The organism is Amycolatopsis anabasis (genome assembly GCF_009765355.1).
In the GTDB taxonomy this organism is placed as follows: domain Bacteria; phylum Actinomycetota; class Actinomycetes; order Mycobacteriales; family Pseudonocardiaceae; genus Amycolatopsis; species Amycolatopsis anabasis.
Window position 1 is genome coordinate 235,384 of record NZ_VTHK01000004.1, and the last position, 25,523, is coordinate 260,906.

The following is a 25,523-nucleotide window of genomic DNA, read 5'->3' on the forward strand; positions in this document are numbered from 1 at the left end:
CGCAGCCTAACGCCCTGGATTCCGCACCCGTCGCCGGTTCTGCCAAGAGCCGCTTCCCGTTACGGAAATGTCGAACTACACCTTGCGGACGTCGGCCGCCTGACTCCGCCCGTCCCGGCCCGCCTGGACCTCGAACTCGACGCGGTCGCCCTCGTCCAAGGTGCGGAAGCCGTCCGACTGGATGGCCGAATAGTGCACGAAGACGTCCGGGCCCTCCGGGGACGCGATGAACCCGTAGCCCTTTTCCGAGTTGAACCACTTGACCGTGCCGACCGCCACGGCGCCCTCCTTGCTGCCGACCAGCACGCTGGCAGGTACGCTCCACCAGCGTTTTTAGCTCCGATCACGCTACCGGAACCAGGCGGCCGGGCAATGCCCAATTCGCGGGCAAATCACCCTGCTTTACGCGATTGGACCAGCAGTGTCCCCGGGCCGGCGAAATCGAGCGCGAGCCCTTCCCCGGTGCGGACCGACTGGGGCCCGGACGGGTCGATCGCCCGCAGCCGGCACTGCAGGGTGTCCGGGTAGGCGAGCAGGTACGGCGGCCGGACGGTGATCACCTCGCCCGCCGACAACGTGAACGCGTCGACCGGACCGGCGCAGGCCAGCACCAGCGGGCCGACCCCGCTGTAGTGCTCGAGGAAACCCGCGTCGCCGCCGAACAGCGTCTGCAGGCCGGGCCAGCCGTGGTCCGCGCGGACCGTGGACGGGCGGGCGAGGAACGCGTTCTTCGCCACGCACCAGCCGGTCGAGCCGTCGAACTCGAGCGGATACACGTCCCCGGCGCTGTTCGGCGCGAGGTCGATCCAGCCGCCCTCGGCCGGGGCGGTGAACACCGTGGGCGCGCCCTTGCCGTGGGAACGCAGCCCGCCCCGGGTCATCGGGGCCTCGACGATTCCGAAACTGCTCGCCAGCATGGTGTCCGCACCGGCCTGCACCGCTTCGCCGGGCGAGAGCACCACACGCGCCACCCCGAAGGCGGGCGTGTGGCGGGTGTGCACCTCCACGCGCCGCTCCTACCGCGACGGCACCTGGGCGATCACCCAGGCGGCCAGGGCCGAGGGGTTGCGGGTCTGGGTGAGCACCTGGCCCGGTCCGGCGAAGTCGAACACCAGGCCCTCCCCGCTCTTGAGCGACTGGATGACCCCCGAGGCGACCTTGCGGGTCTGCGACTGCACGGTGTCGGCGTAGGCGACCACGTGCCCGGAGTCGATGGTGATCATCTCGCCGGCCTGCAGGGTCACCGTCTCCAGCGCGCCGTAGCAGGCCACCACCAGTTGCCCCTGCCCGGTCGCGTGGGTGAGGAAGCCGCCCTCGCCGCCGAAGAGCTTGCCGAAACCGCCCCAGCGGGTCTCGGTCTGCACGCCATGCGAGGACGCCAGCCAGGAGCCCCGGGTGACGCACCAGCCGGTGCGGCCGTCCAGGTTGATCACCTGGATGTCGCCGGGCAGGTTCGCGGCCACGTCGACCCAGCCGCCGTTCTGCGGGGCGGTGTAGGTGGAGATGAAGAACGATTCCCCGGACAGGAACGCGCGGCCGAGGCCCTTCATGATCCCGCCCTGCGACTGCGCCTGGACGTGCATGCCGTAGCTGGTGGCGGCCATCGCCCCGGCTTCGACCTGAGCCGGCTCGCCGGGTGCCAGCAGCAGCCTGGCCACGGCGAAGGCGGGCTGGTGGCGGACTTGAACCTGCATGAAATCTCCCCATGAAAGCTGCGACCGGGCGGGGAGAGTCTTGCACGAGCCGGGACGCGAGGGAGGATGGTCCGCGTGATCTCCGTCGACGACTACCGCGCCACGGTCACCGCCCTGCTCGGGACGGCCGCACCGACGATCCGCCCGCTGGCCGAGTGCGCGGGACTCGTGCTGTCCGCGGACGTGCCCGCGGGCGTTTCCCTGCCGCCCTTCGACAACTCGGCGATGGACGGCTACGCGGTCCGCTCGGTGGACGTGGTGGAGGCGACCGCCGAGCGCGCGGTCGAACTGCCGGTCGCCGAGGACATCCCGGCGGGCCGGACCGACGTGCCGGTGCTGCTGCCCGGCACCGCGCACCGGATCATGACCGGCGCCCCGCTGCCGACCGGCGCGGACAGCGTGGTCATGGTGGAGCACACCGACGGCGGCACCGAGCGGGTCCGCATCCACGCGCCCGCCACGCCCGGCCAGCACGTGCGGCGCACCGGCGAGGACGTCGCGCAGGGCACGGTCGCGCTGGCCAAGGGCAGCGTGCTGGGGCCCGCGCAGCTCGGCCTGGCCGCCGCGGTCGGCCTGGACCGGCTGACCGTGCACGCCCCGCCGCGCGTCCTGGTGGTCTCCACCGGTTCGGAACTGGTGACCCCGCCGGACGAACTGCGCCCGGGCCAGATCTACGAGTCGAACAGCGTGATGCTCGCGGCCGCGATCCGTGCCCTGGGCTGCCCGGTGGAGATCGTGCGCAGCGTCGCCGACGACGTTCCCCAGTTCCGGGCGGCGATCGAGCCGCGGCTGGCCGAAACCGATCTCGTGGTGACCTCGGGCGGGGTCAGCGCCGGGGCGTACGAGGTGGTGAAGGACGCGTTGACCGGCGCCGGGGTGACCTTCGCCAAGGTGGCCATGCAGCCCGGCGGGCCGCAGGGCTGCGGGCGCTGGCACGGGGTGCCGGTGGTGACCCTGCCCGGCAATCCGGTGAGCGTGCTGGTGTCGTTCGAGGCGTTCCTGCGGCCCGCCCTGCTCGCCGCGCTCGGGTACGCCGAGACCGACCGGCGCCAGGCGCGGGCCCGGCTGACCGAGTCGCTGCGTTCCCCGGCCGGGCGGCGCCAGTTCCGGCGCGGGTTCTACTGGCAGGCCGAGGGCCAGGTCACCGGCGAGGTGGGGCCGCGCGGCGGTCCCGGTTCGCACCTGCTCGCCGCGTTCACCCAGGCGAACTGCCTGATCGTGCTGCCCGAGGAGGTCACCGAGGCGGCCGCGGGCGCCGAGGTCTCCGTGCTGCTGCTGTGACCGAACTGGGTGGGTCGTGAGTGTTCACGCCGGTTAGAACCGGTCTGGCCACTCACGACCCCCGAGACTCGGGGAGCCGGAGAATCCGGGGAATTCCCCGAGGGCGGCCGCGGGGACGCGGCCGTAGCCTGGCGGCCATGGGTATCTTCTCGTGGATCATCTTCGGGGCGCTGGCCGGCTGGGTGGCCAACCTGATCGCCGGTGGCCCGGATCGGCGCCGGGGCTGCCTGTACAGCGTGCTGGTCGGCGTGGTGGGCGCCGCGCTCGGCGGGTTCGTCTACCGGCTCGCGACCGGCCAGAGCAGGTCCTTCGAATTCGACTTCCCGAGCTTCGGGGTCGCCGTGCTCGGCGCGATCCTGCTGCTTGCCGTGCTCAGGCTGGTGAGCGGCCGTTCGCGCGACCGTTCTTGACCTTTTCCGCACGCGCCGTCCGGACGATCCGCACCGCGGTCGCCGGATCGACCAGCACCGGCAGGGGGACGTCGAGAATCTCCTGCCGCCAGGCCGCGAACAGCAGCATGAGCCGGTCCCCGCGCCGCGTAGCCGTGGCTGGCATGACCATATTCCTCTCTGCGGTTACTACGCAGTGAATCGACTTCGATCACCGTCCGTTAGCGCAGCCTCCGCGGGTGGGGGATACCCGCTCGGGGGAGTTCGCACACCTACCCCGTAAGGACTTCCGTGCGAGCGCAGTCACACGGGTGTGACCGCTCAAGGGGAGCACCGCGTTCCGCGTGGGGAACGCGGGGCGGCACCGCGGCGGACCGGAGCCCAGTGACCACGGAGGGGGATGCTGGGCTCCGGCCCGTTCACCCGGGCGGTAGCGTGGGGTCGCACCGAGCACCTTCCACGAACCACGGGAACCCCCGATCAGATGAGCGCGAGTAATCCCATCGCCCACGCCGTCAAGCTCGCCCGCGAAACCCTGCCCCCCATGCACCCGGCCGGCCGGCCGTTCGTGCTCGGCGGGATCGCCGGCACGCTGGTGCTGCGCAGGCTCTCCAAGCCGCTGGGCGCCGCCGCCGCGCTCGCCACCGTCGCGACCGCCGCGTTCTTCCGCGAGCCGCGCCGGGTCCCGCCCGCCCGGTCCGGGCTGGTCGTCGCGGCCGCCGACGGGCTGGTCTCCCTCATCGAGGAGGCCGCTCCCCCGCCCGAACTCGGGCTGCCCGCCGAACCGCGCACCCGGATCAGCGTCTTCCTGTCCGTCTTCGACGTGCACGTGCAGCGCCTCCCGGTGAGCGGGCTGATCGAGCGGATCGCCTACCGCCCCGGCAAGTTCCTCTCCGCCGATCTGGACAAGGCCAGCGAGGACAACGAGCGCAACTCGGTCCTGCTGCGCACCGAGGACGGCCAGGAACTGGTGGTCGTCCAGATCGCCGGCCTGGTCGCCCGCCGGATCGTCTGCCAGGTCAGCGAGGGCGAGAAGGCCGAGGTCGGCGCGACCTACGGCCTGATCCGCTTCGGCTCCCGGGTGGACGTCTACCTGCCGCCGGGCAGCAGGGTGCTGGTGAGCAAGGGGCAGCGCACGATCGGCGGCGAGACGCCGCTGGCCGAACGTAAGGTCCAGTCGTGAGTCGCGGCGCTCGAGTCGACCACAGCGCGCGCCCCGGCCGACAGGCCCCGCTATCGGGGCGGCAGGGCGCCCTCCCTGCCGACGTTCGATGCGCTCACAAGTCGCGCCCTGGCGACACGATCGCGGACGCGCGCGAAGTCGCGAAGAAACAGTGAGTCCGATGGTTCGCGCCACCACGCCCGGCGTCCGGCTGTTGCCCAACGCGATCACCGTGCTCGCCCTGTGTTCCGGGCTCTCCGCCGTGCAGTTCGCGCTGAACCGGCAGTTCCTGCTCGCGATCGGCGCGATCGGCGTCGCCGCGATCCTGGACAGCCTGGACGGCCGGATCGCCCGCCTGCTCGACGCCACCTCGAAGATGGGCGCCGAACTGGACTCGCTGTCCGACGCCATCTCCTTCGGCGTCGCGCCGGCGCTGGTGCTCTACGTGTGGCAGTGGGACGCGGAACGGATCGGCTGGGTCGCCGCGCTGATCTTCGCGGTCTGCATCGTGCTGCGCCTGGCCCGGTTCAACACCTTCCTCGACGTGGAGAAACCGCCGTACGCCAACGAGTTCTTCGTCGGCGTGCCCGCACCGGCCGGCGGCCTGCTCGCCCTGCTGCCGCTGATCCTGGAGCAGGAGTTCCACCAGGGCTGGTGGTCCGAGCCGGTCGTGGTGTGGATCTGGACGGTGGCCATCGCCGCGCTGCTGATCAGCCGGATCCCGACGCTGTCGCTGAAGTCGGTCAAGGTCCCGCCGCGGATCGTCGCGCCGCTGCTGGTCGGGGTCGGCCTGCTGGCCGCCGCGATCATCCAGTACCCGCTGATCGCGCTCGCCGCCGCGCTGCTGCTCTACCTCGCGCACATCCCGTACTCGGTGCGCCGCTACTACTGGCTGGCCAAGCACCCCGAGGCGTGGGACGTCCCGCCGCGCGAGCGCCGGGCGATCCGGCGGGCCCGGCGGGGCCGGGCGCGCCGCCTCGGCCTGCGACCGCCGCGCCTGCAGCAGGTCGCGGGCGCCGCCCGGCGCGCGGTTCGCTTGCCCCGCAACGGAAACTCCGATTCCCTGGGGCGCGGGTACGGGCCGGGGACGGACGGGCAGGGGCAGCGCAAGCGGAGCTGGCGGCGGATCGGGCTGCGCCAGCGCGGCGGCGACAAGTAGCCGGCGCGCGTCCGGCCGGTTCCCGTCGCGGTCGCGGATAGAGTAGGGGCGTGACCGCTCCCCAGATCACGCTGACCGTCCGGCACACCCCGTCCGCGCTCGACGCCCGGCGTGGTGTCGTCCGCCTGCATCCCGAGGTCCTGGACGCGCTCGGGTTGCGCGCCTGGGACGCGGTGCACCTGACCGGCGCGCGCACCAGCGCCGCGCTGGCCGCCCCGGCGCGCGGCGAGGCCGTGCCGGGGGTGATCATGCTCGACGACGTCACGATGTCGAACCTCGGCGTGCCCGAGGGCGCCGAGGTGGTGGTGGCGCCGATCGACGTGCACGCGGCGCGGACGGTCACCGTCGCCGGGTCGCGGCTGGCCAGCACCGCGCTGAACCCGGGCACGCTCCGGCTCGCCCTGATCGGCAAGGTCCTCACCGTCGGCGACGCGGTTTCCCTGCTGCCCCAGGACCTCGCGCCGCCGCCGGGGTCGGATGTGATCAACGCGCGGAACCGGCTTTCCGGCGCGATCGGCGCGAGCTGGACCAGCGAACTGCTCACCGTCACCGCGACCGATCCGGCCGGCCCGGTCGCGGTGGGACCGTCCACTGTGGTCAGCTGGCGCGACGGCGCGCGCACCGGCGACGCCGAACCGCCCGCCGCTCCCGGCAGGCCGGGCACGGTGCTCACCACCAGCCCGCACTCGTCCACTGTGGACGACTACATCGACGCGGAGATCGTGGAGGATACTTCGGACGAGGGCACGCCGCCACCGATCGCGGATCTGGTGGGGGCGGAGTCCGCGGCACGGCGCCTGACCGAATGGTTCGATCTCGCCTTCCACCGCCCTGAACTGCTGGCGAAACTGGGCACCTCGGGACGGCTGGGCGTGCTGCTGTCCGGACCGGAAGGCGTCGGCAAGGCCACCCTGGTCCGCTCGGTCGCGCACGCCGAGGACGTCCAGGTGGTCTCGCTCGCCGCGCCGAGCGTCGCCGTGCTCGAGCCGAACGCCGCCGCGGCGCGGGTGCGCGAAGCCGTGCAGCGGACCGCCGGGCAGGCTTCCGCCGCCGCGGTCCTGCTGATCACCGACATCGACGCGCTGCTGCCCGCGACGCAGCCGCCGCCGGTGGCCACCGTGGTGCTGGAGGAACTGAGCGCGGCACTGGGCAGGACGGGGTTCGCCCTGGTCGCCACCTCGGCGCATCCCGAATCGGTCGATCCGCGGTTGCGCGGCGCCGATCTGCTCGACCGCGAACTCGCGCTTTCCCTGCCGGACGGGAAAACCCGGACCGAACTGCTGCGCATGCTGCTGCGGGACGTGCCGCTCGAGTCCGATGTGGAACTCGGCGCAATCGCCGAACGGACCCCCGGTTTCGTGGTCGCGGACCTGATCGCGCTGCGCCGGGACGCCGCGTTGCGGGCCGCGTTGCGCCAGCGGGAGGCGGATGAACCCCGGATCGCGCAACAGGATCTGCTCGACGCGCTGGACACCGTGCGCCCGATCTCGATGTCCACTTCGGACACCCTGGCGACCGGCGGGCTGAGCCTGGACGACGTGGGCGACATGACCGAGGTGAAGCAGTCGCTGACCGAAGCCGTGTTGTGGCCGCTGCGCTACCCGGATTCCTTCGCGCGCCTGGGCGTCGCGCCGCCGCGCGGGGTGCTGCTCTACGGCCCGCCCGGCGGCGGCAAGACGTTCCTCGTCCGCGCGCTCGCCGGAACCGGCGCGCTCAACGTGTTCGCGGTCAAGGGCGCCGAGCTGATGGACAAATGGGTCGGCGAATCCGAACGCGCGGTGCGGGAGCTGTTCCGCCGCGCCGCCGAAGCCGCGCCTTCGCTGGTGTTCCTGGACGAGATCGACGCGCTCGCCCCGCGCCGGGGCCAGTCCAGCGATTCCGGCGTCGCCGACCGCGTGGTGGCGGCGCTGCTCACCGAACTGGACGGCGTGGAACCGATGCGCGAGGTGGTCGTGCTCGGCGCCACCAACCGCCCGGAGCTAATCGACCCGGCCCTGCTGCGCCCCGGCCGCCTGGAGCGGCTGGTCTACGTGCCGCCGCCGGACGCCGAGGCACGCGCGGACATCCTGCGCGCCACGTCGAAGAACACCCCGCTCGCCGCCGACGTCGACCTGGACCAGATCGCGTCCACTTTGGACCGCTACTCGGCGGCGGACTGCGCGGCGCTGATCCGGGAAGCCGCCCTCACCGCGATGCGCGAGTCGCTGGAGGCCACCGAGGTCACCGCCGCGCACCTGGCCAAGGCCCGCGAGGCGGTGCGCCCGTCCCTGGACCCCGCCCAGCTGGCCGCCCTCGCCGCCTACGCCGAGGGCCGGGCTACTTAGCCTTGCCGGTGGCGCCCTTGTAGTCGTTGGTCACGATCACGATCAGGCCGGGCGAAGACGCCTGGATGCCCGGGAAGCGGGCTTCCGCGCGCATGCCGAACGAGGCGGCGAGGGCGCGGGCCGCGTCCTCCTCGTCGGTGCCGGGCCGGAAGTAGGCGGTGGTGGTCGGGATGATCCCGGACGGATAGTTGCTGACGTCAACGACGTTCCAGCCCTGCCCGCGCAGGTCGTTGGCCGCCTGCTCGGCGAGGCCGTGGATCATGCTGTTGTTGTAGACCCGCACGACGACCCACTTGTTCGCCGCCTGCTCCCCACCGGGCTGACCGGGTTGCGGCTGGCCGGGCTGCCCGGGCTGGCTCGAGGGCGGCTGCCCCGGCGAAGACGGCGGGCTGGAGGGCGGCGCGGTGCTCGAAGGGGGCGCGGAGGACGGCGGTGCGCTGCTCGGCGGCTCGCCGGACGGGTTGCCCGGCCCCGGCGGGACGCTCCCGGTCGTGCCGGAACTCGGCGGCGGGGCGGCGTTCTCACCGGAATCCCCACCGGTCAGCGCGACGGTCGTCCCGACCACGGCCGCGACCAGCGCGACCCCGATCAGCACCACACCGGCGAGACGCATCGGGCGCGAAAGCCCGTCCAGGAAACTCATGGGAGCTCAATCCCCAGCCGGCGCGCCGCGCGGGTGCGTTGCCGGGCGGCGCGCATCTTCCGCAGCCGCTTGACCAGCATCGGGTCGGCCTGGATGGCCTCCGGCTTGTCGATGAGCTGGTTGAGCACCTGGTAGTAGCGGGTGGACGACATCGCGAACAGTTCGCGGATCGCCTGCTCCTTGGCGCCGGCGTACTTCCACCACTGGCGCTCGAAGGCCAGCACCTCCTGCTCCCGGCGCGAGAGTCCCTCCACCGGCGCGCCGGTCGGATCGGGCGGGGACGGCCGGCCTTCGGCCATCGACTCCGCGGCGTCCATCTGACTCCTCGCAATCGGATCTTCAGCGGTGTCCGGGCGAATGACGAACAACACGGCTGTCATTCCGCGGCCGCCATTAGATCACGGGTCGGGGGGTGATCGCCGGTAAACATCCCGGCGCGTCCCGGGGATTCGCCTCGGTACCATCCGAAGTCGTGACGATTCACCCGATCCGCATCGCCGGTGACCCCGTGCTGCACCACCCGACGCGGGAGATCACCGAGTTCGACGACGCGCTGCGCACGCTCACCGAGGACATGTTCGAGACGATGTACGCCGCGGAGGGGGTCGGGCTCGCCGCCAACCAGATCGGCCTGGACCTGCGGGTGTTCGTCTACGACTGCCCGGACGACGAGGGCAACCGGTTCAAGGGGCTCGTGGTGAACCCGAAGCTGGAGACCTCGGAGATCCCGGAGACCATGCCCGATCCGGACAACGACTGGGAGGGCTGCCTGTCCGCCCCCGGCGAGTCGTATCCGACCGGGCGGGCGAGCTGGGCCAAGGTCACCGGTTTCGATCTGGACGGCAAGCCGATCGAGGTCGAGGGCACCGGCTACTTCGCGCGCTGCCTGCAGCACGAGACCGACCACCTCGACGGGTACATCTACCTGGACCGCCTGGTCGGCCGGCACGCCCGGGAAGCCAAACGCATGCTCAAGCGCAACAAATGGGGCGTCCCCGGCAACTCCTGGCTCCCCGAACCCCCCGCCTAGCCGGAATCCCCCAATGTGGCTTTCGGGGCGCTGGATGTACCCAATGCGGCGTTGGGGGCATTGAACGTCCCCAACGCCACATTGGGGGACTTCAGCAGCCGAGGTAGCGGCAGCGGAGCACCCGGGGTTGTTCGATCACCGTGCCGTGCCGCACCGACCAGGCGAGCCGCAGGTACTGCGCGTGCGTCCAGGCGAGCGGGGTCGCCGACGCGGTCGGTGTGCCGGGGCGGAAACCCGGTTGCCCGCTCGGCGGGTTCTCGTCCCACACCTGCTCCGGCATGGTGCCGCCCGGCGTGCTCACCCGGCCCAGATCGCGCAGCCGGTTCGCCGCGGTGGCGGGGTCGCCGTTCGCCAGGTCGTACTCGCCGCGCTCCCCGGCCAGCAGCGGCCACAGGCGGCCGAACGTCGTCCGGCTCTCCGGCGGGAACGTGAAGTCCCACGGTTTCCCGTCGGCCTGCTCCCCGTAGCCGTCCGCGGTGTACCGGTGCCAGAACTCGCCGTTCGGGGTCCGGTGGGCGATCTGCGCGTCGGTCACCCGGATGCTGTTGCGGATCACCGGATCGTCCGGCGCGTAGATGCCGAGCCGGACGAGGTCGAGGAACCCGGCGTCGGTCACCGCGCGCTGGTCCAGGGTGAGGCTGGAGTTGCCGAGGTTGTAGCGAGCGCCGCTGTTCGCGTTGCCGTCCTTGGTGAGCCGGACGAAGTACGGTTCCTTCGACAGCGGGCCGTTGGTGGTGACCGTCCAGCCGGGCAGGTGCGCGCGGAACTCGTCGGCCTTGGCGAGGTACCGCTCGGCGTCGGCGGCGGCGCCGTTGGCCTTGGCCAGTTCTGCGGCGCAGACGAGCCCCGCGATCACCGAGGCGATGGTGGACGGGGAGTAGCCGTCCTGTTCTTCCCAGCGCTCCTGCTGGGTGTAGGGCGACTTCTGGCCCTGGGGTCCCTGGTAGGACAACAGGAATTCGGCCGCCTTGCGCACTCCCTGCCAGGTCTTCGCGTCGGTGCGGCCGAGTTGTTCGGCGAGCACGATCGGGAACGCGGTCTCGTCGAGCTGGATCGAGGTCCACACCGGGGTGCCGTCGACCTTGCTGTTCTGCGGCAGGTGCCCGTCCGGTAGCTGCTGGGTGCCGAACATGAAGTCCAGCGCGCGTTCGGCGGCGGCCCGGTCGCCGGCGGCGAGCATCCCGGTGGCGATCTGGTACAGGTCGCGCGGCCAGACCAGGTGGTAGGTGCCGGACGGCTCGAAGTCGCCGTCGTTGTTGCCGAACCGCCACGGCATGCTCGGCGACGCGATGAACCCGCCGGGATGCCGCTTGTCCTCGCTCGCCGCGAGCATCAGGACCGACGCCCGGTACGCCTCGCGTTCCGCGCGGGAACGCAGGGACGCGGGCGCGCCCGGCAGGCCGTCGAGGTAGCGGCGCCAGCCGGATTCGTTCGCCCGCGCGGCCGCGCCGAACCCGCGCCGCAACGACTCGCGAGCCGCGGCCGCCGCGGTCCGGTCCCGGTCGCCGAGGCCGACGGCGAGTTCCACGTGCCGGGTGCGCACCCCGTCGGCCGCGGTCTGCCCGGTCAGCAGCACGTTGCCGCGCCGGGCCTCCGGGTAGGACTGGAGGGTGAACGTCTTCTTCAGCTGGGTGAGCCCGTCCGACGCGCCCGCGTAACCGGTGCTGGTGCGGGTGAACGCGGGGCTCGCCGCGAACGCCGACGCCATCGCGGGGTCGCGGGCGAGCAGCGTGCCGGAGTCCGTGCTCGCCGAATCGTCGGAACCGTTGTTCGCCAGATCCGGGTCGAGCACCGCGTAGAGCTGGTACGGCTGCCCGGTCAGCGAGGTGAAATCGGCGCCGACCAGCACGGTCGACCGGGCCGGATCGGTGACGTAGGTCTTGCGCAGCCGCCAGCGGTGCTGGTCGTCGGTGATCGTCTGCTCGTAGGTCAGCCCGTCGGCGCTGGTGCGGCGCACCCGCTGCGACTTCGCCTCGGCGTCCACCGCGGCGAACCCGCGCCCGTCGGTGACCACGAAGTTCAGCGAACGCACGCTGGGGGTGGACAGGTCCGGGTAGTAGATCTCGGACATTTGCCCGCCCTGCAGGGTGAACCACACGTCGCTCGCCCGGTCGCGGGCCGTGCCGAAGCCGGTCTTGTCCGCCGGGAGCCAGCTCGGATGGGCACCGGGAGCGCCGGGCGCGTCGGCCTGCGCCGTGGCGACGGCGGGGACGAGGCCGGTGACCAGGAGCCCGCCGAGTGCGGCGATCGCGATTCTGCGCATGTCTCACCCCATGTTCTGCACCGTTACAGAAGACCGCTCAGTCTTGCGCAAATCCCGGCGGGGCGCATGGTCCGTTCGTAGGTTGAAGCTGATTGCCGCGCCGTCCGCCTACGGCGAACGCACGGGCCCGCACGGCCGATCGAGGCGCACACTCGTAGTAGGTGCAACGGTGTAATTGCTGAAGGCGGTGGTCGCGGTGTCCGAAGAAGAAGACGTGCTCGACGCCTACTCCCGCGCGGTGAGTGCCGTGGCCGCCTCGGTGACCCCGCATGTCGCGAGCGTCCGGCTGGGCCAGGGCGGCGGTTCGGCCGTGGTGTTCGCCGACGACGGGCACCTGATCACCAACGCGCACGTGGTCGGCCGTCACCGGCGCGGGGTGGCGACCTTCGCCGACGGCGGCGAGGCGGAGTTCGTCGTGGTCGGAGCGGACCCGCTGTCCGATCTCGCGGTGCTGCGCACCCGGGACCCGGCGCCGCCCGCGGTCCGGTTCGGCGACGCGGACCGCCTGGTCGTCGGGCAGCTCGTGGTCGCGATCGGCAGCCCGCTCGGGTTCTCCGGTTCGGTGACCGCGGGGGTGGTGAGCGCGCTCGGCCGCGCGCTGCCGGTGCGCTCGCAGCGGACCACCCGGGTGATCGAGGACGTGATCCAGACCGACGCCGCGCTCAACCCGGGCAACTCCGGTGGCGCGCTGGCCGATTCGGCGGGCCGGGTGGTCGGCGTGAACACCGCGGTCGCCGGGATCGGCCTGGGCCTGGCGGTGCCGATCAACGCGACCACCCGGCGGATCATCGACACGCTGCTCGTCGAGGGCCGGGTGCAGCGCGCGTACCTCGGCGTGGCCGGGGTGCCCGCCCCGCTGCCGGACGAGGTCGCCGAGCGCACCGGGCAGAGCGCGGGCCTGCGGGTGATGGAGGTGGTCCAGGGCGGCCCGGCGCACCGCGCGGGGCTGTACCCCGGCGATCTCGTGCTCACCGTCGGGCGGGAACGGGTGTCCGACGCGCAGGGCATCCAGCGGCAGCTCTTCGGCGAGGTGATCGGCACGTCCCTGCCGATCACCGTGCTCCGCAACGGCGCCATGGTCGACGTCATCGCCACCCCCGCCGAACTCGTCAGCTGACCCGGCGCCGCACTGTCATGAGGGGACCCCTCCTGACGAAATTTGTCCGGAGGGGTCCCCTCATGACAGTTCCGGGGACCGGAAAACTCGGTGGCCGGGCGGGTGGATGACCGGTCAGGATCGGGGGATGCCGAACTTGATCGCGTTCATCCCCGCCGCGTTCCTGATCGCCCTCGTGCCCGGCCCGGCCACGGTGATGCTGATCAAGCAGTCGGCCCGCGGCTCGCGGCGCAACTCGCTCGCCACCATCGCCGGGATCGAGGCGGGCGTGCTGTTCTGGGGGCTGGCCGCGGTGTTCGGCCTGTCGGCGGTGCTGCTCGCCTCCCAGATCGCCTACGACGTGCTCCGCATCGCGGGCGCGGCGTTCCTGGTCTACCTCGGCGTCAAGGCGCTCTTCTTCGCGAAACCGCGCCGGGACGACGAACCGAGCGCGGGCGCCGGGTTCCGCGCCGGGTTCCTGATCAACGTGACCAACCCCAAGGCGGGCGTGTTCGCGATCTCGTTCCTCCCCCAGTTCGTGCCCGCGCACGCCGGGGCGCCCGCGCTGTTGCTGCTCGTCGGCATTTGGATGCTGGTCGACGTCGTCTGGTACACCGCGCTCGCGCTGCTGCTCACCCGGATCGGCCGGTGGCTGCGCAAGGAGTCCACGCGGCGGTGGCTGGAACGCACTTCCGGTGGCGTGTTCGTCGCATTCGGGGTGACGGTGGCGCTGGAGGGTTGAGGTCTGCGCCCTTGCGTGGCATGGTCGAGGCACAACCACACAACGCGGGAGCTCGCGCCATGGCGGGCTGAGAGGGTGGCTGGTGTCCCTTGCGAGGACCCGGCGCCGCCGACCGCATGAACCTGACCGGGTAATGCCGGCGTAGGGAGTGACTTTCTTTGACGACGCTGGAAAACAAGGCTGCCCAGGAAATCCGGCCCAGCGTGACCACCGGTCCGATCACCGGATCGCGCAAGGTCTACCACCAGACCGAATCCGGGCTCCGCGTCCCGGCCCGGCGGATCGAACTGTCCAATGGCGACCACTTCGACGTCTACGACACGTCCGGCCCGTACACCGATCCGGACGTGCACATCGACGTCCACAGTGGACTTCACCGGCTGCGGGCCGGGTGGGCGGACGGCCAGGAGCACAAGACCCAGCTCGGCTGGGCCAAGGCGGGCGTCATCACGCGGGAGATGGAGTTCGTCGCGGCCCGGGAACGCGTGGATCCCGAGTTCGTCCGGTCCGAAGTGGCCAGTGGCCGGGCGGTGATCCCGGTCAACCGCAAGCATCCGGAGAGCGAGCCGGCCATCATCGGGAAGAACTTCCTGGTGAAGGTCAACGCGAACATGGGCAACTCGGCCGTCTGGTCCTCGGTGGAGGAAGAGGTCGACAAGATGGTGTGGGCGACCCGCTGGGGCGCGGACACCATCATGGACCTGTCCACCGGCAGGCGGATCCACGAGACCCGCGAATGGATCATGCGCAACTCGCCGGTCCCGGTCGGCACGGTGCCGATCTACCAGGCGCTGGAAAAGGTCGACGGCGACCCGGAGAAGCTGTCCTGGGAGGTCTACCGGGACACCGTGATCGAGCAGTGCGAGCAGGGCGTGGACTACATGACCGTGCACGCCGGGGTGCTGCTGCGGTACGTCCCGCTGACCGCGCGCCGGGTCACCGGCATCGTCTCGCGCGGCGGTTCGATCATGGCCGCGTGGTGCCTCGCGCACCACAAGGAATCCTTCCTGTACACGCATTTCGCCGAGCTGTGCGAGATTCTGCGCGCCTACGACGTGACCTTCTCGCTCGGGGACGGGCTGCGGCCGGGTTCGATCGCGGACGCCAACGACCGCGCGCAGTTCGCGGAGCTGGAAACCCTCGGCGAGCTCACGCACATCGCCCGCGACCACGACGTCCAGGTGATGATCGAAGGCCCCGGCCACGTGCCGATGCACAAGATCAAGGAGAACGTGGAGCTGGAGGAGAAGCTCTGCGGCGAGGCGCCGTTCTACACCCTCGGTCCACTCGCGACGGACATCGCGCCCGCCTACGACCACATCACCTCCGCGATCGGCGCCGCGCAGATCGGCTGGTACGGCACCGCGATGCTGTGCTATGTCACGCCGAAGGAACACCTCGGCCTGCCCAACCGGGACGACGTGAAGACCGGGGTGATCACGTACAAGATCGCCGCGCACAGCGCCGATCTGGCCAAGGGGCACCCGCACGCGCAGGAGTGGGACGACGAGCTTTCCAAGGCGCGCTTCGAATTCCGCTGGAACGACCAGTTCAACCTGTCGCTCGACCCGGACACCGCGCGCTCGTTCCACGACGAGACCCTGCCCGCCGAACCGGCGAAGACCGCGCACTTCTGCTCGATGTGCGGGCCGAAGTTCTGCTCGATGCGGATCACCCAGGACGTCCGCAAGTACGCCGAGGAGCACGGTCTGTCCACTGTGGAGGCCATCGAGGCGGGTATGCGGGAGAAGTCCGAGGAGTTCTCCTCGCACGGCGGCAAGGTCTACCTGCCGATGGCCGAGTGATGACCGCCACGCCGCACACCGCCCTCACCATCGCCGGCTCCGATTCCGGCGGTGGTGCGGGCATCCAGGCCGATCTGCGCACGTTCTTCGCGTGCGGGGTGCACGGGATGACCGCGATCACCGCGGTCACCGTGCAGAACTCCCGGGGAGTTCAGGGTTTCAGCGAGGTGCCGGTGGAGACGGTCACCGCGCAGATCAAGGCGGTGGCGACCGATATGGGCGTGGACGCCGCGAAAACCGGGATGCTGGCCACCGCGGACATCATCACCGCGGTCGCCAAGACGCTGGACGAGGTCCACATCGGACGGAGCACGGACGTGCCGTTCGTGGTGGACCCGGTGGCCGCCTCGATGCACGGCGATGCCCTGCTGCGCGAGGAAGCGCTGGAAGCCATCCGCACCGAGTTGTTCCCCCGGGCCACCCTGGTCACGCCGAACCTCGACGAGGTGCGCCTGCTGACCGGCGTCACGGTCACCGACGCCGAAAGCCAGCGGGAGGCGGCGCGCGCGCTGCTGGAGTTCGGCCCGCAGTGGGTGCTGGTCAAGGGCGGGCACCTGTACGAGGCGCCGGACTGCGTCGACCTGCTCTCCGACGGTGTCCAGTTCGTCGAGCTGACCGGCCCGCGGCACGACACCCCGCACACCCACGGCGGCGGCGACACCCTGGCCTCGGCCATCACCGCGTCGCTGGCCAAGGGCCTGGGCGTACCGGACGCCGTGGCCGCCGGGAAGCACTTCATCGAACGCGCGGTCGCCGAGTCCTACCCGCTCGGCTCCGGAATCGGCCCGGTGTCCCCGTTCTGGCGCCTGGCCGACGACCTGCCCTGAACGGGACGGGCACACTGGGGCCATGAGTGACAAGAGCAGCCCGCCGTCGGCGTTGACGATCGCGGGGTCGGACTCCGGTGGCGCCGCGGGCCTGCAGGCCGATCTGCGGACGTTCCTGACCTGCGGGGTGCACGGCCTGGTCGCGGTGACCGCGGTGACCGTGCAGAACACCCTCGGCGTGCACGACCGCGCGGACATCCCGGCGGGGATCGTGGCCGGGCAGATCGAGGCCGTCGCCGCCGATATGGGCGTGGGCGCGGCCAAGACCGGCATGCTCGCCTCCGCGGAGATCATCCACGCCGTCGCGCAGGCTTGCGACCGCGCGGGTATCGGGCGGGACGCGGACATCCCGTTCGTGGTCGACCCGGTGGCCGCGTCGATGCACGGCCACCCGCTGTTCGACGAGCACGGGCTGGCGGCGCTGCGCGACGACCTGCTGCCCCGGGCGACCGTGCTCACCCCGAATCTGGACGAGGTACGGCTGCTGACCGAGATGGACGTGCGCGACCGCGACCGGATGTACGAGGCGGCCGTGGTGCTGCACCGCCTCGGGCCGCGGTACGTGCTGGTGAAGAGCGGTCACCTGGTCGACGACCCGGAATGCGTGGACGTGCTCTTCGACGGGCGCGAGTTCGTGGAACTGGCCGGGCCGCGGGAGCAGACCCAGCACACGCACGGCGCCGGGGACACCATGGCGTCCGCGCTGACCGCCGGGCTCGCCCGCGGGATGAGCGTGGTGGAGGCCGCCCGATTCGGGAAATGGTTCGTCGGCAACGCGGTGGCCCACGCCTATCCGATGGGTGCGAAAGTCGGCCCGGTTTCGGCCTTCTGGCGGCTTGCGCCCGAGGAGGGCTTCCCCGCATAACGTCGCCCGATAGCATGCGGCGCGTCGGCATCCGGGTGAATTTGGGGAGAAACGGCGCGTGACGATGCGGGAACGGGTAGCGAAGTTCGTGGAGGATCGCCGATTCCAGAACTTCATCATCGCGGTGATCATTTTCAATGCGGGCACGCTCGCGCTGGAAACGTCTCCCCGAATCCTCGCGGAGTACGGAAATCTCCTGCACACGCTCGACTACATCGCACTCGCGGTGTTCGTGGCCGAACTGCTCGCCAAGTTCTACGCCCAGCGCAAACGATTCTTCGCCGACTCCTGGAACCTGTTCGATCTGGTGGTCATCGGCATCGCGGTGATCCCCGCCACCGGGCCGTTCGCGGTGCTGCGGGCGTTGCGGGTGCTCCGGATCCTGCGGCTCATCTCGGTGGTGCCGTCGATGCGTAAGGTGGTCAGCGGGTTGCTCGCCGCGATCCCGGGCATGGCCTCGATCGCCGCGTTGCTCGCGCTGATCGTCTTCATCGCCGGGGTGATGGCCACCAAGCTGTTCGGCGCGATCTCCCCGGAGAACTTCGGCGACCTCGGCACCTCGCTGTTCACCCTGTTCCAGGTCATGACCGGCGAGGCGTGGCCGGACATCGCCAAGCAGGTCATGGAACAGGCGCCGATGGCCTGGGTCTTCTTCGTGGTCTACATCCTGGTGTCCAGTTTCGCGGTGCTGAACCTGTTCATCGCGGTCGTGGTGAGCGGGATGGAGGACCAGTTGCGGGCGGACATCCGCGAAGAGGAGGCCAGGCAGGCGGCCGAACAGGCGGCGGCCAATCAGGCGATCCTCGACGAACTGCGCGCACTGCGGGCCGAGGTGGCCCGGTTGCGCACCCGCGAAGAGGCGCCGGAACCGACCTAGTCCTCGTCGCTGATCAGCGCTTCGAGCGCGGGCAGCGCGTCGACCAGCGAACAGCGCAGCTCCTCGGGCAGCCGGTCGATGCGGCGCCCGAGTTCCTGCACCCGGGTCGACCGCACCCCGGAGACCATGCGCTCCCCCTCCTCCGTGGCGGTGGCCAGCCAGGCGCGGCGGTCCAGCGGGTCGGACTCCCGCCGCACGTAACCGGCTTCCACCAGCGCGGCCACGATGCGAGACATCGTCGCGGCCGCGACCCCCTCCTTCGCCGCGAGATCGCCCAGGCGCAGCTGCCCGTAGCTGACCAGGGTCGCCAGCGCGGAAATCGCGCCGTGCCCCGGCCCGGGCGTGCCCGCCTGGCGCAGCGAACGGGACAGTCTGCCTACCGCCAGGAACAATCTGCCGGAGACATCCTGCGTCGACGACGTGGTCACGTCGAGCTCCTTCATGCACATTTCTGGCTCGCGAATTACCAAATGCCGACAACCATACGTGCTCGGTGCCAAGGAACCCGACGAAAGGTCGCGTGTCATCACCAAATGGTGATGTGTCACCTTGGTGGACTAGAAGCATGCGCCCAGAATCGCTGGGGAATGCGACCCGCGCCACGGGCGAGCCGACCAGCGATGACCGCGGAACGCATCGCGTACGCCATCCGTTCGGGATCCTGGGCACGGGTGACGGCGGTGGCGAGCAGAACCGCGTCACAGCCGAGTTCCATGGCCAGTGCGGCATCCGAAGCGGTACCGATTCCGGCGTCCAGCACCACCGGAACGCCCGCTCTCGCCACGATCAGCTCGATATTGTGCGGATTCCGGATTCCCAGCCCGGTGCCGATCGGCGCGCCCAGCGGCATCACCGCGGCGACCCCGGCCTCTTCCAGGCGCAGCGCCAGCACCGGATCGTCGTTGGTGTAGGCCAGAACGGTGAATCCGTCGGCGACCAGCCGCTCGGCCGCGTCGAGGGTTTCCACCGGATCCGGCAGCAGGGTGCGGTCGTCCGCGTGCACCTCGAGCTTGACGAGATCCGTTTCCAGTGCTTCGCGCGCGAGTCGCGCGGTCAATACCGCCTCCGCCGCGCTACGGCAACCGGCGGTATTCGGAAGTAATCGAATTCCCAAGCGGCGCAACAATTCCAGCACGCCCGTACCACCCTCGGCGTCGGCGCGCCGCATCGCGACGGTGGTCAGCTCGGTTCCCGACGCGACCAGCGCCCGTTCGAGCACGCTGAGGTTTCCCGCGCCACCGGTGCCCATGATCAGCCGCGAGGACAGTTTGCACGCGCCGATCGCGAACCGGTCGCCGGAACCGTCGAATTGCCCGCTCATCACCAAAACCTCCTTCAGCCACCCTGCACCGCGGTGAGAATCTCCAGCTGAGCGCCCGCCGGGACGACCACCTCGCCCCAGTCGCCGCGCCGCACGACCTCCCCGTTCAGCGCGACCGCGATCCCCTGCCGCGCCGCGCCGACGGCCGTGAGCAGCTGTTCGACCGTGCTGCCGTCGGGAAACGCGCGCCAATCGCCGTTGACCTGTACTTCCATCAGTCCCTTTCCTTCTTGCGCAACCGGCCCGGATCCGCGGCCTCGGCGTGCGCCGGCGGCGCGGCGCCGGACAGCAGGGCCAGCACCGCGTCCGCGGTGACCGGCGCGAGCAGCAGGCCGTTGCGGTGGTGCCCGGTGGCGGCGATCACCCCGGCCTCGAGTTCGCCGAGGAACGGCAGGTTGTCCACGCTCGCCGCGCGGAGCCCGGCCGTCGTCTCGGTGAGCTCGTACTCGGCGATGCTCGGGAACACCCGTTCCGCACCCTCGAGCAGTTCGCGCACCCCGCGCGCGGTGACCGTCTCGTCGAAACCGGCCTCGTACTGGGTCGCGCCGAGCACGACCTCGCCGCCCGCACGCGGCACCAGGTAGATCGGGCGGCCCTCGACGACCGCGCGCACGGTGTGCTCCGGTGGCGGCAGGCTGCCGCGGCGGGTGTGCAGGCGCAGGATCTCGCCCTTCAGCGGGCGCACGGCCCCGGACAGGGCCGGATGCAGGCCCGCGCTGCGCGCCCCCGCGGCGATCACCACGGAGTCGAACGACAGCGCGGTGGAGCCGATGACGACCCGGCCCGCCCCGATCTCGCGCGCGGTTTCCTCCAGGAACTCCACGCCCCGCCGTTTCGCCGCCGCGTAGAGCGACCGCAGGAGTTTCCGGTTGTCCACGGCCAGGTCGCCCGGGACCATCAGTCCACTTCGGACAGACCCGCTGAGTCCCGGTTCGACGTGCCGCAGTTCGCGGCCGGAGATCTGCTTCACCTCGCGGCCGACCGAACACAGGTACGACGCGAGCACGTCCAGCTGTTCGGCGTCCGCCCGGTCCAGCGCGGCGACCACGGTGCCCTGCTCGGAGAGGCCGGGGTCGCCGCCGTCTCCGGCCAGCGCCGCCGCGAACGCCGGCCAGCGCCGGAGCGACTCCTCGCCCAGGCCCAGCGCGGCCTCCTCACCCGGCCAGGCTTCGGTGACCGGCGCGAGCATGCCGCCCGCGACCCACGACGCGCCCCGGCCGGGGGCGGGGTCGACCAGGGAAACCCGGTGCCCGGCCGCGGCCGCGCGCCAGGCCACCGACAGCCCGATCACACCGCCGCCGATCACCGCGACGGTCTGCTGTGCCTCGCGCGACCGCGATCCCGTCGCCGGGGCGCGCTCGGTGGTCACTTCGGGTGCCGCGAAGGGACTTTCGTTGTACGTCATGAACAATCACGCTCCCTGCGCCGGCATGACCCGGATCAGGTTCCACGGTCGGAGCGGCGGCTCCCTCTCAGCCCGTGCCTCGGGCTCCCGTGCGGACACTCCCACCGTAGCGCGCGCGGTACGGTTCGGCTATGCCAGGCCTTTCCGGGGACCAGATCAGGCAGCGGCTCGCCGCGGCGCGGCTGTACCTGTGCACCGACGCGCGCGCCGACCGCGGCGATCTCGCCGCCTTCGCCGACGCCGCGCTCGCCGGCGGGGTGGACATCATCCAGCTGCGCGACAAGTCCGACGGCGCGCCGCTCGAGGCGAAGCAGGAGCTCGCCGCGCTCGAAGTGCTCGCCGACGCGTGCGCGCGGCACGGCGCGTTGCTGTCGGTGAACGACCGGGCCGATGTCGCGCTGGCCGTGGACGCGGACGTGCTGCACCTGGGCCAGGACGACATCCCGGTGCCCCTCGCCCGGCGCATCCTCGGCGACGGGCCGGTGATCGGCCGGTCGACGCATTCGCCTCAGCAGGCCACGGCCGCCGCGGCGGAACCGGGCGTGGACTACTTCTGCACCGGCCCCTGCTGGCCCACGCCGACCAAACCCGGCCGCCCGGCGCCCGGGCTGGACCTCGTCCGGGAGACGGCGAAGGCCGCGCCGGACCGGCCGTGGTTCGCGATCGGCGGGATCGACCGGCGGCGGCTGCCCGAGGTGCTCGCCGCCGGGGCCTCCCGTGTGGTGGTCGTGCGGGCGATCACCGAGGCCGACGACCCCCGGGCCGCCGCCGCCCAGCTCCGCGCCGCCCTGACCTGACAATTCCGGGGCCTACGACCCCTGGTTGCCCGAGCGCTGGCCGTCGGAGCCCTGGTCGGAGCCGCCCGGGGCGTTGTTGCCGTTGCTCGGCGGGGCGCTCGGGGTCGGCGTCGGCTTGTCCGACGACTTCGGCGCGCTGGACGACGGCGTCGACGGTTTCGAACCGCTCGTCGGGGGCTGCTCGTCCCCGCCGCTGCCGTTCCGCGGGGTGCCGGTCGGCGGGGTCCGGCTCTGGCTGGGCTGGACGTTCTTGTCGTCCCCGGTCGACGGGGGCTGGTCCTGCCGCTTCTCGTCGGACTTGCCGCTCCCGCCGCCGCTCCACAGGTGGCCGATCGTGCTGCCCTGGCCGCCCGAGATCGCCGACCCGGTGATGCCCTCGAAGCCGGTGATCGCCAGGATCGCGACGACGAACGCCACCACGCTGGTGCCGATGATCAGCGGCCAGCGGAGGCGGAACCGGCGGCGCGGCTGCTCCTCGCCGGTTTCCGGCCCTTCGGCCGGCGGTTGCTGGAGGTTCGGCCGGGGGATGAACACCGTGCGTTCCCCGTTGCCGGACCGCCCGTCACCGGCGACCGGCAGCCTGCTGGTCGTCTCGCCCGAGCCGCGCGCCGCCTGGAAGGCCTGCGTGCGCTGCGGACGGTAACCGGTCGCGTGCTGCCCGGGCACCTGCCGCGGCTGCTGCACCACCCTGGTCTGCTGCCGGGCGCGCGGATCGGCCAGCGCCCGCGCCGCCTCCTTGGTGCGCTGCGCGGCCTCCCGCGTCTTGCGCAGCGAACGCAGGTACAACTCGCCGCCGACCGTGGTCACCACACTCGCGATCCCGGCCCCCACCACGGTGCCGGCCACCCCCAGCGTCGACCCCAGGAAAGCCGCGGTGACCGCCGCCAGCGCGGCCGCCACCACCTGCGACGGCTTGATGCCGCCGGACTTTTCCTCCTTCTTCTCCTCAGAGGTGCTCTTCTGCTCTTCGCTCATGATCCCGATCTGCTCGCACCGTCAACGTTTCGATCCCTCAACGTTTAAGTCGCCCGTACCACTCCGCTCGTTGCCGGGACGTGAGCAGCGCCACTCTTACTGTCCACAGTGGACCGCGCACGGCTTACATTTCCTTGACATACTCGGGGAATGGAATTGGTGACCATTGACGACATTCGTGCCGCGGCGGAGCGGATCCGCGGCACCGCGATCCGGACTCCGCTGCTGGCCCAGCCGTGGGCGCAGCGGTCGCCGCTGTGGGTCAAACCCGAGAACCTGCAACCGATCGGCGCCTTCAAGATCCGCGGCGCGTACAACGCGATCGCCGCACTCGACGAGTCCGCGCGGCAACGCGGCGTGGTCGCCTACTCCAGCGGGAACCACGCGCAGGCGGTCGCGTTCGCGGCGAAGTCGTTCGGCGTGCCCGCGGTGATCGTGGTCCCGGACGTGACCCCGCGGGTGAAGGTCGAGGCCACCGCCGCGCACGGGGCCGAGGTGGTCGAGGTCCCGATCGCCGAGCGCGAATCGGCCGCGCACGCCCTAGCCGCCGAACGCGGGCTGACGCTCATCCCGCCGTTCGACCATCCGGACGTGATCGCCGGTCAGGGCACCATCGGGCTGGAGATCGCCGAGGACCTGCCCGAGGTCGAGGTCGTGCTGATCCCGGTCAGCGGTGGCGGGCTCGCCTCCGGCATCGGCACCGCGATCAAGGCCCGCTGCCCGCGGGCCCGGGTCTACGCGGTCGAACCCGAACTGGCCGCCGACACCGCGGAGGGCCTGCGCGCCGGGAAGCGGGTGGACTGGCCCGCCGAACGCCGGGCCCGCACGATCGCCGACGGCCTGCGCTCGCAGCCGTCGGAGCTGACCTTCGCCCATCTGCTCAAGGTGCTGGACGGGGTCATCACGGTCACCGAGGACGAGATCCGCTCGGCGGTCCGCACGCTGGCGCTCAAGGGGCGGCTCGTCGCCGAACCCAGCGGCGCCACGGCACTGGCCGGATACCTCTTCCACGGCGACGAGCTGCCCGCGGGCCGGACCGTCGCGGTCGTCTCCGGCGGCAACCTCGACGCGGATCTCCTGGCCGAGCTGCTCACCGGCTAGCCCTCCCGGTCGGCGGCCGCGTCAGCGGGCGGAGCGGCGGCAGGAAGGGACCTTCGCTCCGGCGAAACGTGAGCGGGGGACCTTTACTACGGCAGAACGTGAGTAAAGGTCCCCCGCTATTTTTTGGTGACCGAGTACCCGGACCGGCGCTCACCGGGCAGGGGGAGCCCCGCCCGGATGGACCGCGGGGCGGATGTGGGTGGGCGGTCCCTCGACCCCGCAGTGCAGGCACTCGCCCGGCTCAGGGTTTTCCGGGGGCTCCTTCGGTTCCTCTTCGCCGAGGACGCCGCCGTGCACGCCGAGGGCCAGCAGCCCGCCGAGCACGGCCAGCGCGGCGCACACCAGCAGTGCCGTCCGCCATCCGGCGGTCAGCGCGGCCGGATCGGTGTAGGCGGCGCCGCTCAGCCCGGCGACCGCGGGCAGCACGGCGATCGCCAGCAGGCCGCCGGAACGGGCGATCGCGTTGTTGACGCCGGAGGCCACCCCGGCGTAGCGGTCCGGGGCCGCGGCCAGCACGGTCGCGGTGACCGGGGCGACCACCGTCGCCAGGCCGAGCCCGAACACCAGCACCGCGGGCAGCACCGACCCCAGGTAGGTGGCCCCCGGGCCCACCCGCATCAGCAGCAGCATCCCGGCCGCGACCAGCATCGGGCCCACCACGAGCTGCACCCGCGGGCCGATCTTCTGCGCGAGCGCCCCGGACCGCCCGGAGAGCAGCAGCATGACCAGCGTGATCGGCAGCCCGGCGAGCCCGGCCGCGGTCGGTGAGTAGCCGAGCGAGATCTGCAGTTGCAGCACCATCAGCATCATCACGCCGCCCAGCGCGGCGTAGACGACCAGCGTGAGCGCGTTGGCGAGGGTGAACGTGCGGTTGGCGAACAGCGCCGGCGGCACGAGCGGATCCGCCGACCGGTGCTGCACCCGGATGAACGCCGCCAGCCCGGCGATGCCGACGACCCCGGCGACCAGCACGATCGGGTCGCCGATACCCCGCGCGGGCGCTTCGACCAGCGCGGCCGTGATCCCGGCCAGCCCGACCGCGCCGAGCGCCGCGGCGACGAAGTCCGGGTGTCCGCCGGTGCGCTGGCCGTCGCACGACTCGGGGACGTACCGGCGGGCGAGCCACACGCACACCGCGGCGAGCGGCAGGTTGATCAGGAACGCCAGCCGCCACGACCAGACCTGCACGAGCAGCCCGCCGAGCAGCGGGCCGATCGCGGCCGCGATACCGCCCAGGCCGGACCAGGCCCCGATCGCCCGCGCCCGGTCCTCCCGCGCGAACGACGACTGCAGGATCGCCAGCGAACCGGGGGTGAGCAGCGCGCCGCCGACGCCCTGCAGGATCCGGGTGACCACCAGCATCTCGGTGGACACCGCGGCCCCGCACAGCACCGACGCGACGCCGAACCAGATCACCCCGAGCACGAACATCCGGCGGCGGCCGTACCGGTCGCCCAGCGAGCCCGCGATGAGGATGAGCGAGGCCAGCGCGAGCAGGTAGCCGTCGAGGATCCACTGCAGCCCGGCGACCGAAGCGTGCAGTTCCTCCCCGATCCGCGGCAGGGCGACGTTGACGATCGTGCCGTCGAGCATCGCCATCCCGGAGCCGAGGATCGTGGTCGCCAGCACGCCGCGCGCCGTCGGGCTCCCCCACCGGATCGCCCCGGCAGGCGCCGCCGCCCCGCTCACCGTTTTCCCCCAATGTGGCATTGGGGGCGTTGAAGGTTCCCAATGTGGCTTTCGGGGCGTTGAGTGTCCCGAAAGCCG

27 protein-coding genes and 1 riboswitch are annotated in these 25,523 nt (G+C 71.7%); of the genes, 14 read left to right on the forward strand and 13 right to left on the reverse strand.

The window, feature by feature from the left end:
* Positions 1–75 precede the first annotated feature (75 nt).
* From FXO23_RS07285 to FXO23_RS07295, 3 genes are all read right to left on the reverse strand, one after another.
* Positions 76–279 carry a cold-shock protein gene (locus FXO23_RS07285; protein ID WP_158882456.1) on the reverse strand — a complete coding sequence of 68 codons (204 nt, stop codon included), beginning with the start codon at positions 277–279 and terminating at the stop codon, positions 76–78.
* Positions 280–392: 113 nt separating this feature from the next.
* A complete protein-coding gene (locus tag FXO23_RS07290; RefSeq protein WP_158882107.1) occupies positions 393–1,007 on the reverse strand; it encodes an AIM24 family protein in 615 nt (204 codons plus the stop codon).
* A 9-nt stretch (positions 1,008–1,016) separates the two neighbouring features.
* A complete protein-coding gene (locus FXO23_RS07295; RefSeq protein ID WP_158882109.1) occupies positions 1,017–1,694 on the reverse strand; it encodes a TIGR00266 family protein in 678 nt (225 codons plus the stop codon).
* A 75-nt stretch (positions 1,695–1,769) separates the two neighbouring features.
* On the opposite strand from FXO23_RS07295, the gene moeA reads away from it, so the two are divergent.
* Positions 1,770–2,975 carry a molybdopterin molybdotransferase MoeA gene (moeA, locus tag FXO23_RS07300; protein ID WP_158882111.1) on the forward strand — a complete coding sequence of 402 codons (1,206 nt, stop codon included), beginning with the start codon at positions 1,770–1,772 and terminating at the stop codon, positions 2,973–2,975.
* 137 nt (positions 2,976–3,112) lie between these two features.
* On the forward strand, positions 3,113–3,385 hold the full coding sequence (locus tag FXO23_RS07305; protein ID WP_158882113.1) for a GlsB/YeaQ/YmgE family stress response membrane protein: 273 nt from the start codon (positions 3,113–3,115) through the stop codon (positions 3,383–3,385).
* Here FXO23_RS07305 and FXO23_RS07310 read toward each other — a convergent pair.
* Positions 3,348–3,530, reverse strand: a complete 183-nt coding sequence (locus tag FXO23_RS07310) for a hypothetical protein (protein ID WP_158882115.1) — start codon at positions 3,528–3,530, stop codon at positions 3,348–3,350. The genes FXO23_RS07305 and FXO23_RS07310 overlap by 38 nt on opposite strands.
* A 318-nt stretch (positions 3,531–3,848) precedes the next feature.
* Here FXO23_RS07310 and FXO23_RS07315 point away from each other — a divergent pair, with 318 nt between their 5' ends.
* The 3 genes from FXO23_RS07315 to FXO23_RS07325 all read left to right on the forward strand — a co-directional run bounded on the left by FXO23_RS07315 (position 3,849) and on the right by FXO23_RS07325 (position 8,009).
* Positions 3,849–4,547 carry a phosphatidylserine decarboxylase gene (locus tag FXO23_RS07315; RefSeq protein WP_158882117.1) on the forward strand — a complete coding sequence of 233 codons (699 nt, stop codon included), beginning with the start codon at positions 3,849–3,851 and terminating at the stop codon, positions 4,545–4,547.
* Between the two features lie 160 nt (positions 4,548–4,707).
* Positions 4,708–5,685 carry a CDP-diacylglycerol--serine O-phosphatidyltransferase gene (gene pssA / locus FXO23_RS07320; protein WP_158882119.1) on the forward strand — a complete coding sequence of 326 codons (978 nt, stop codon included), beginning with the start codon at positions 4,708–4,710 and terminating at the stop codon, positions 5,683–5,685.
* A 50-nt stretch (positions 5,686–5,735) separates the two neighbouring features.
* The gene (locus FXO23_RS07325; protein ID WP_158882121.1) at positions 5,736–8,009 is read left to right on the forward strand and encodes an AAA family ATPase; all 2,274 of its coding nucleotides are present in this window, start codon (positions 5,736–5,738) and stop codon (positions 8,007–8,009) included.
* Here FXO23_RS07325 and FXO23_RS07330 read toward each other — a convergent pair.
* The gene (locus FXO23_RS07330) at positions 8,002–8,652 is read right to left on the reverse strand and encodes a LytR C-terminal domain-containing protein (protein WP_158882123.1); all 651 of its coding nucleotides are present in this window, start codon (positions 8,650–8,652) and stop codon (positions 8,002–8,004) included. The genes FXO23_RS07325 and FXO23_RS07330 overlap by 8 nt on opposite strands.
* Entirely contained in the window at positions 8,649–8,969 is a 321-nt protein-coding gene (napA, locus tag FXO23_RS07335; RefSeq protein ID WP_158882125.1) for a nucleoid-associated protein NapA, read from the reverse strand. The genes FXO23_RS07330 and napA overlap by 4 nt, the downstream gene beginning before the upstream one ends.
* Before the next feature lie 155 nt (positions 8,970–9,124).
* On the opposite strand from napA, the gene FXO23_RS07340 reads away from it, so the two are divergent.
* On the forward strand, positions 9,125–9,682 hold the full coding sequence (locus FXO23_RS07340; protein ID WP_158882127.1) for a peptide deformylase: 558 nt from the start codon (positions 9,125–9,127) through the stop codon (positions 9,680–9,682).
* Positions 9,683–9,773: 91 nt separating this feature from the next.
* Here FXO23_RS07340 and FXO23_RS07345 read toward each other — a convergent pair whose 3' ends face one another.
* Positions 9,774–11,945 (reverse strand): glycoside hydrolase family 15 protein, encoded by a 2,172-nt coding sequence (locus FXO23_RS07345; RefSeq protein ID WP_158882129.1) that lies wholly within the window; start codon positions 11,943–11,945, stop codon positions 9,774–9,776.
* A gap of 196 nt (positions 11,946–12,141) precedes the next feature.
* Here FXO23_RS07345 and FXO23_RS07350 point away from each other — a divergent pair, with 196 nt between their 5' ends.
* The 6 genes from FXO23_RS07350 to FXO23_RS07375 all read left to right on the forward strand — a co-directional run bounded on the left by FXO23_RS07350 (position 12,142) and on the right by FXO23_RS07375 (position 18,157).
* Positions 12,142–13,062, forward strand: a complete 921-nt coding sequence (locus FXO23_RS07350; RefSeq protein ID WP_158882131.1) for a S1C family serine protease — start codon at positions 12,142–12,144, stop codon at positions 13,060–13,062.
* Positions 13,063–13,189: 127 nt separating this feature from the next.
* Positions 13,190–13,783, forward strand: coding sequence for a LysE family translocator (locus FXO23_RS07355; protein WP_158882133.1), 594 nt, complete (start codon positions 13,190–13,192; stop codon positions 13,781–13,783).
* Between the two features lie 158 nt (positions 13,784–13,941).
* The gene (thiC, locus tag FXO23_RS07360; protein WP_281356481.1) at positions 13,942–15,588 is read left to right on the forward strand and encodes a phosphomethylpyrimidine synthase ThiC; all 1,647 of its coding nucleotides are present in this window, start codon (positions 13,942–13,944) and stop codon (positions 15,586–15,588) included.
* Positions 15,588–16,415, forward strand: coding sequence for a bifunctional hydroxymethylpyrimidine kinase/phosphomethylpyrimidine kinase (gene thiD / locus FXO23_RS07365; protein WP_158882135.1), 828 nt, complete (start codon positions 15,588–15,590; stop codon positions 16,413–16,415). Before thiC ends, thiD (FXO23_RS07365) begins: the two co-directional genes overlap by 1 nt.
* A 22-nt stretch (positions 16,416–16,437) precedes the next feature.
* On the forward strand, positions 16,438–17,280 hold the full coding sequence (gene thiD / locus FXO23_RS07370; protein ID WP_158882137.1) for a bifunctional hydroxymethylpyrimidine kinase/phosphomethylpyrimidine kinase: 843 nt from the start codon (positions 16,438–16,440) through the stop codon (positions 17,278–17,280).
* Between the two features lie 58 nt (positions 17,281–17,338).
* A complete protein-coding gene (locus FXO23_RS07375) occupies positions 17,339–18,157 on the forward strand; it encodes an ion transporter (RefSeq protein ID WP_158882139.1) in 819 nt (272 codons plus the stop codon).
* Here the strand turns inward: FXO23_RS07375 and FXO23_RS07380 are convergent.
* From FXO23_RS07380 to thiO, 4 genes are all read right to left on the reverse strand, one after another.
* Positions 18,154–18,585, reverse strand: coding sequence for a MarR family winged helix-turn-helix transcriptional regulator (locus FXO23_RS07380; RefSeq protein ID WP_158882141.1), 432 nt, complete (start codon positions 18,583–18,585; stop codon positions 18,154–18,156). The genes FXO23_RS07375 and FXO23_RS07380 overlap by 4 nt on opposite strands.
* A gap of 116 nt (positions 18,586–18,701) precedes the next feature.
* Entirely contained in the window at positions 18,702–19,478 is a 777-nt protein-coding gene (thiG, locus tag FXO23_RS07385; RefSeq protein ID WP_158882143.1) for a thiazole synthase, read from the reverse strand.
* A gap of 14 nt (positions 19,479–19,492) precedes the next feature.
* Entirely contained in the window at positions 19,493–19,693 is a 201-nt protein-coding gene (gene thiS, locus FXO23_RS07390) for a sulfur carrier protein ThiS (RefSeq protein ID WP_158882145.1), read from the reverse strand.
* Positions 19,693–20,883: a glycine oxidase ThiO gene (gene thiO, locus FXO23_RS07395; RefSeq protein WP_158882147.1), complete on the reverse strand. Its 1,191-nt coding sequence runs from the start codon at positions 20,881–20,883 to the stop codon at positions 19,693–19,695. The genes thiS and thiO overlap by 1 nt, the downstream gene beginning before the upstream one ends.
* Positions 20,879–20,984: riboswitch (TPP riboswitch) on the reverse strand. It overlaps the preceding gene by 5 nt.
* Before the next feature lie 30 nt (positions 20,985–21,014).
* Here thiO and thiE point away from each other — a divergent pair.
* Positions 21,015–21,680 (forward strand): thiamine phosphate synthase, encoded by a 666-nt coding sequence (gene thiE, locus FXO23_RS07400; protein WP_158882149.1) that lies wholly within the window; start codon positions 21,015–21,017, stop codon positions 21,678–21,680.
* Between the two features lie 12 nt (positions 21,681–21,692).
* Here the strand turns inward: thiE and FXO23_RS52490 are convergent, their stop codons facing one another.
* A complete protein-coding gene (locus FXO23_RS52490) occupies positions 21,693–22,655 on the reverse strand; it encodes a hypothetical protein (protein ID WP_343034457.1) in 963 nt (320 codons plus the stop codon).
* A gap of 150 nt (positions 22,656–22,805) precedes the next feature.
* On the opposite strand from FXO23_RS52490, the gene FXO23_RS07410 reads away from it, so the two are divergent.
* Positions 22,806–23,756 (forward strand): threonine ammonia-lyase, encoded by a 951-nt coding sequence (locus FXO23_RS07410; protein ID WP_158882151.1) that lies wholly within the window; start codon positions 22,806–22,808, stop codon positions 23,754–23,756.
* Positions 23,757–23,906: 150 nt separating this feature from the next.
* On the opposite strand, the gene FXO23_RS07415 is transcribed toward FXO23_RS07410, so the two are convergent.
* Positions 23,907–25,445 carry an MFS transporter gene (locus FXO23_RS07415; protein ID WP_281356482.1) on the reverse strand — a complete coding sequence of 513 codons (1,539 nt, stop codon included), beginning with the start codon at positions 25,443–25,445 and terminating at the stop codon, positions 23,907–23,909.
* Between the last annotated feature and the right edge of the window lie 78 nt (positions 25,446–25,523).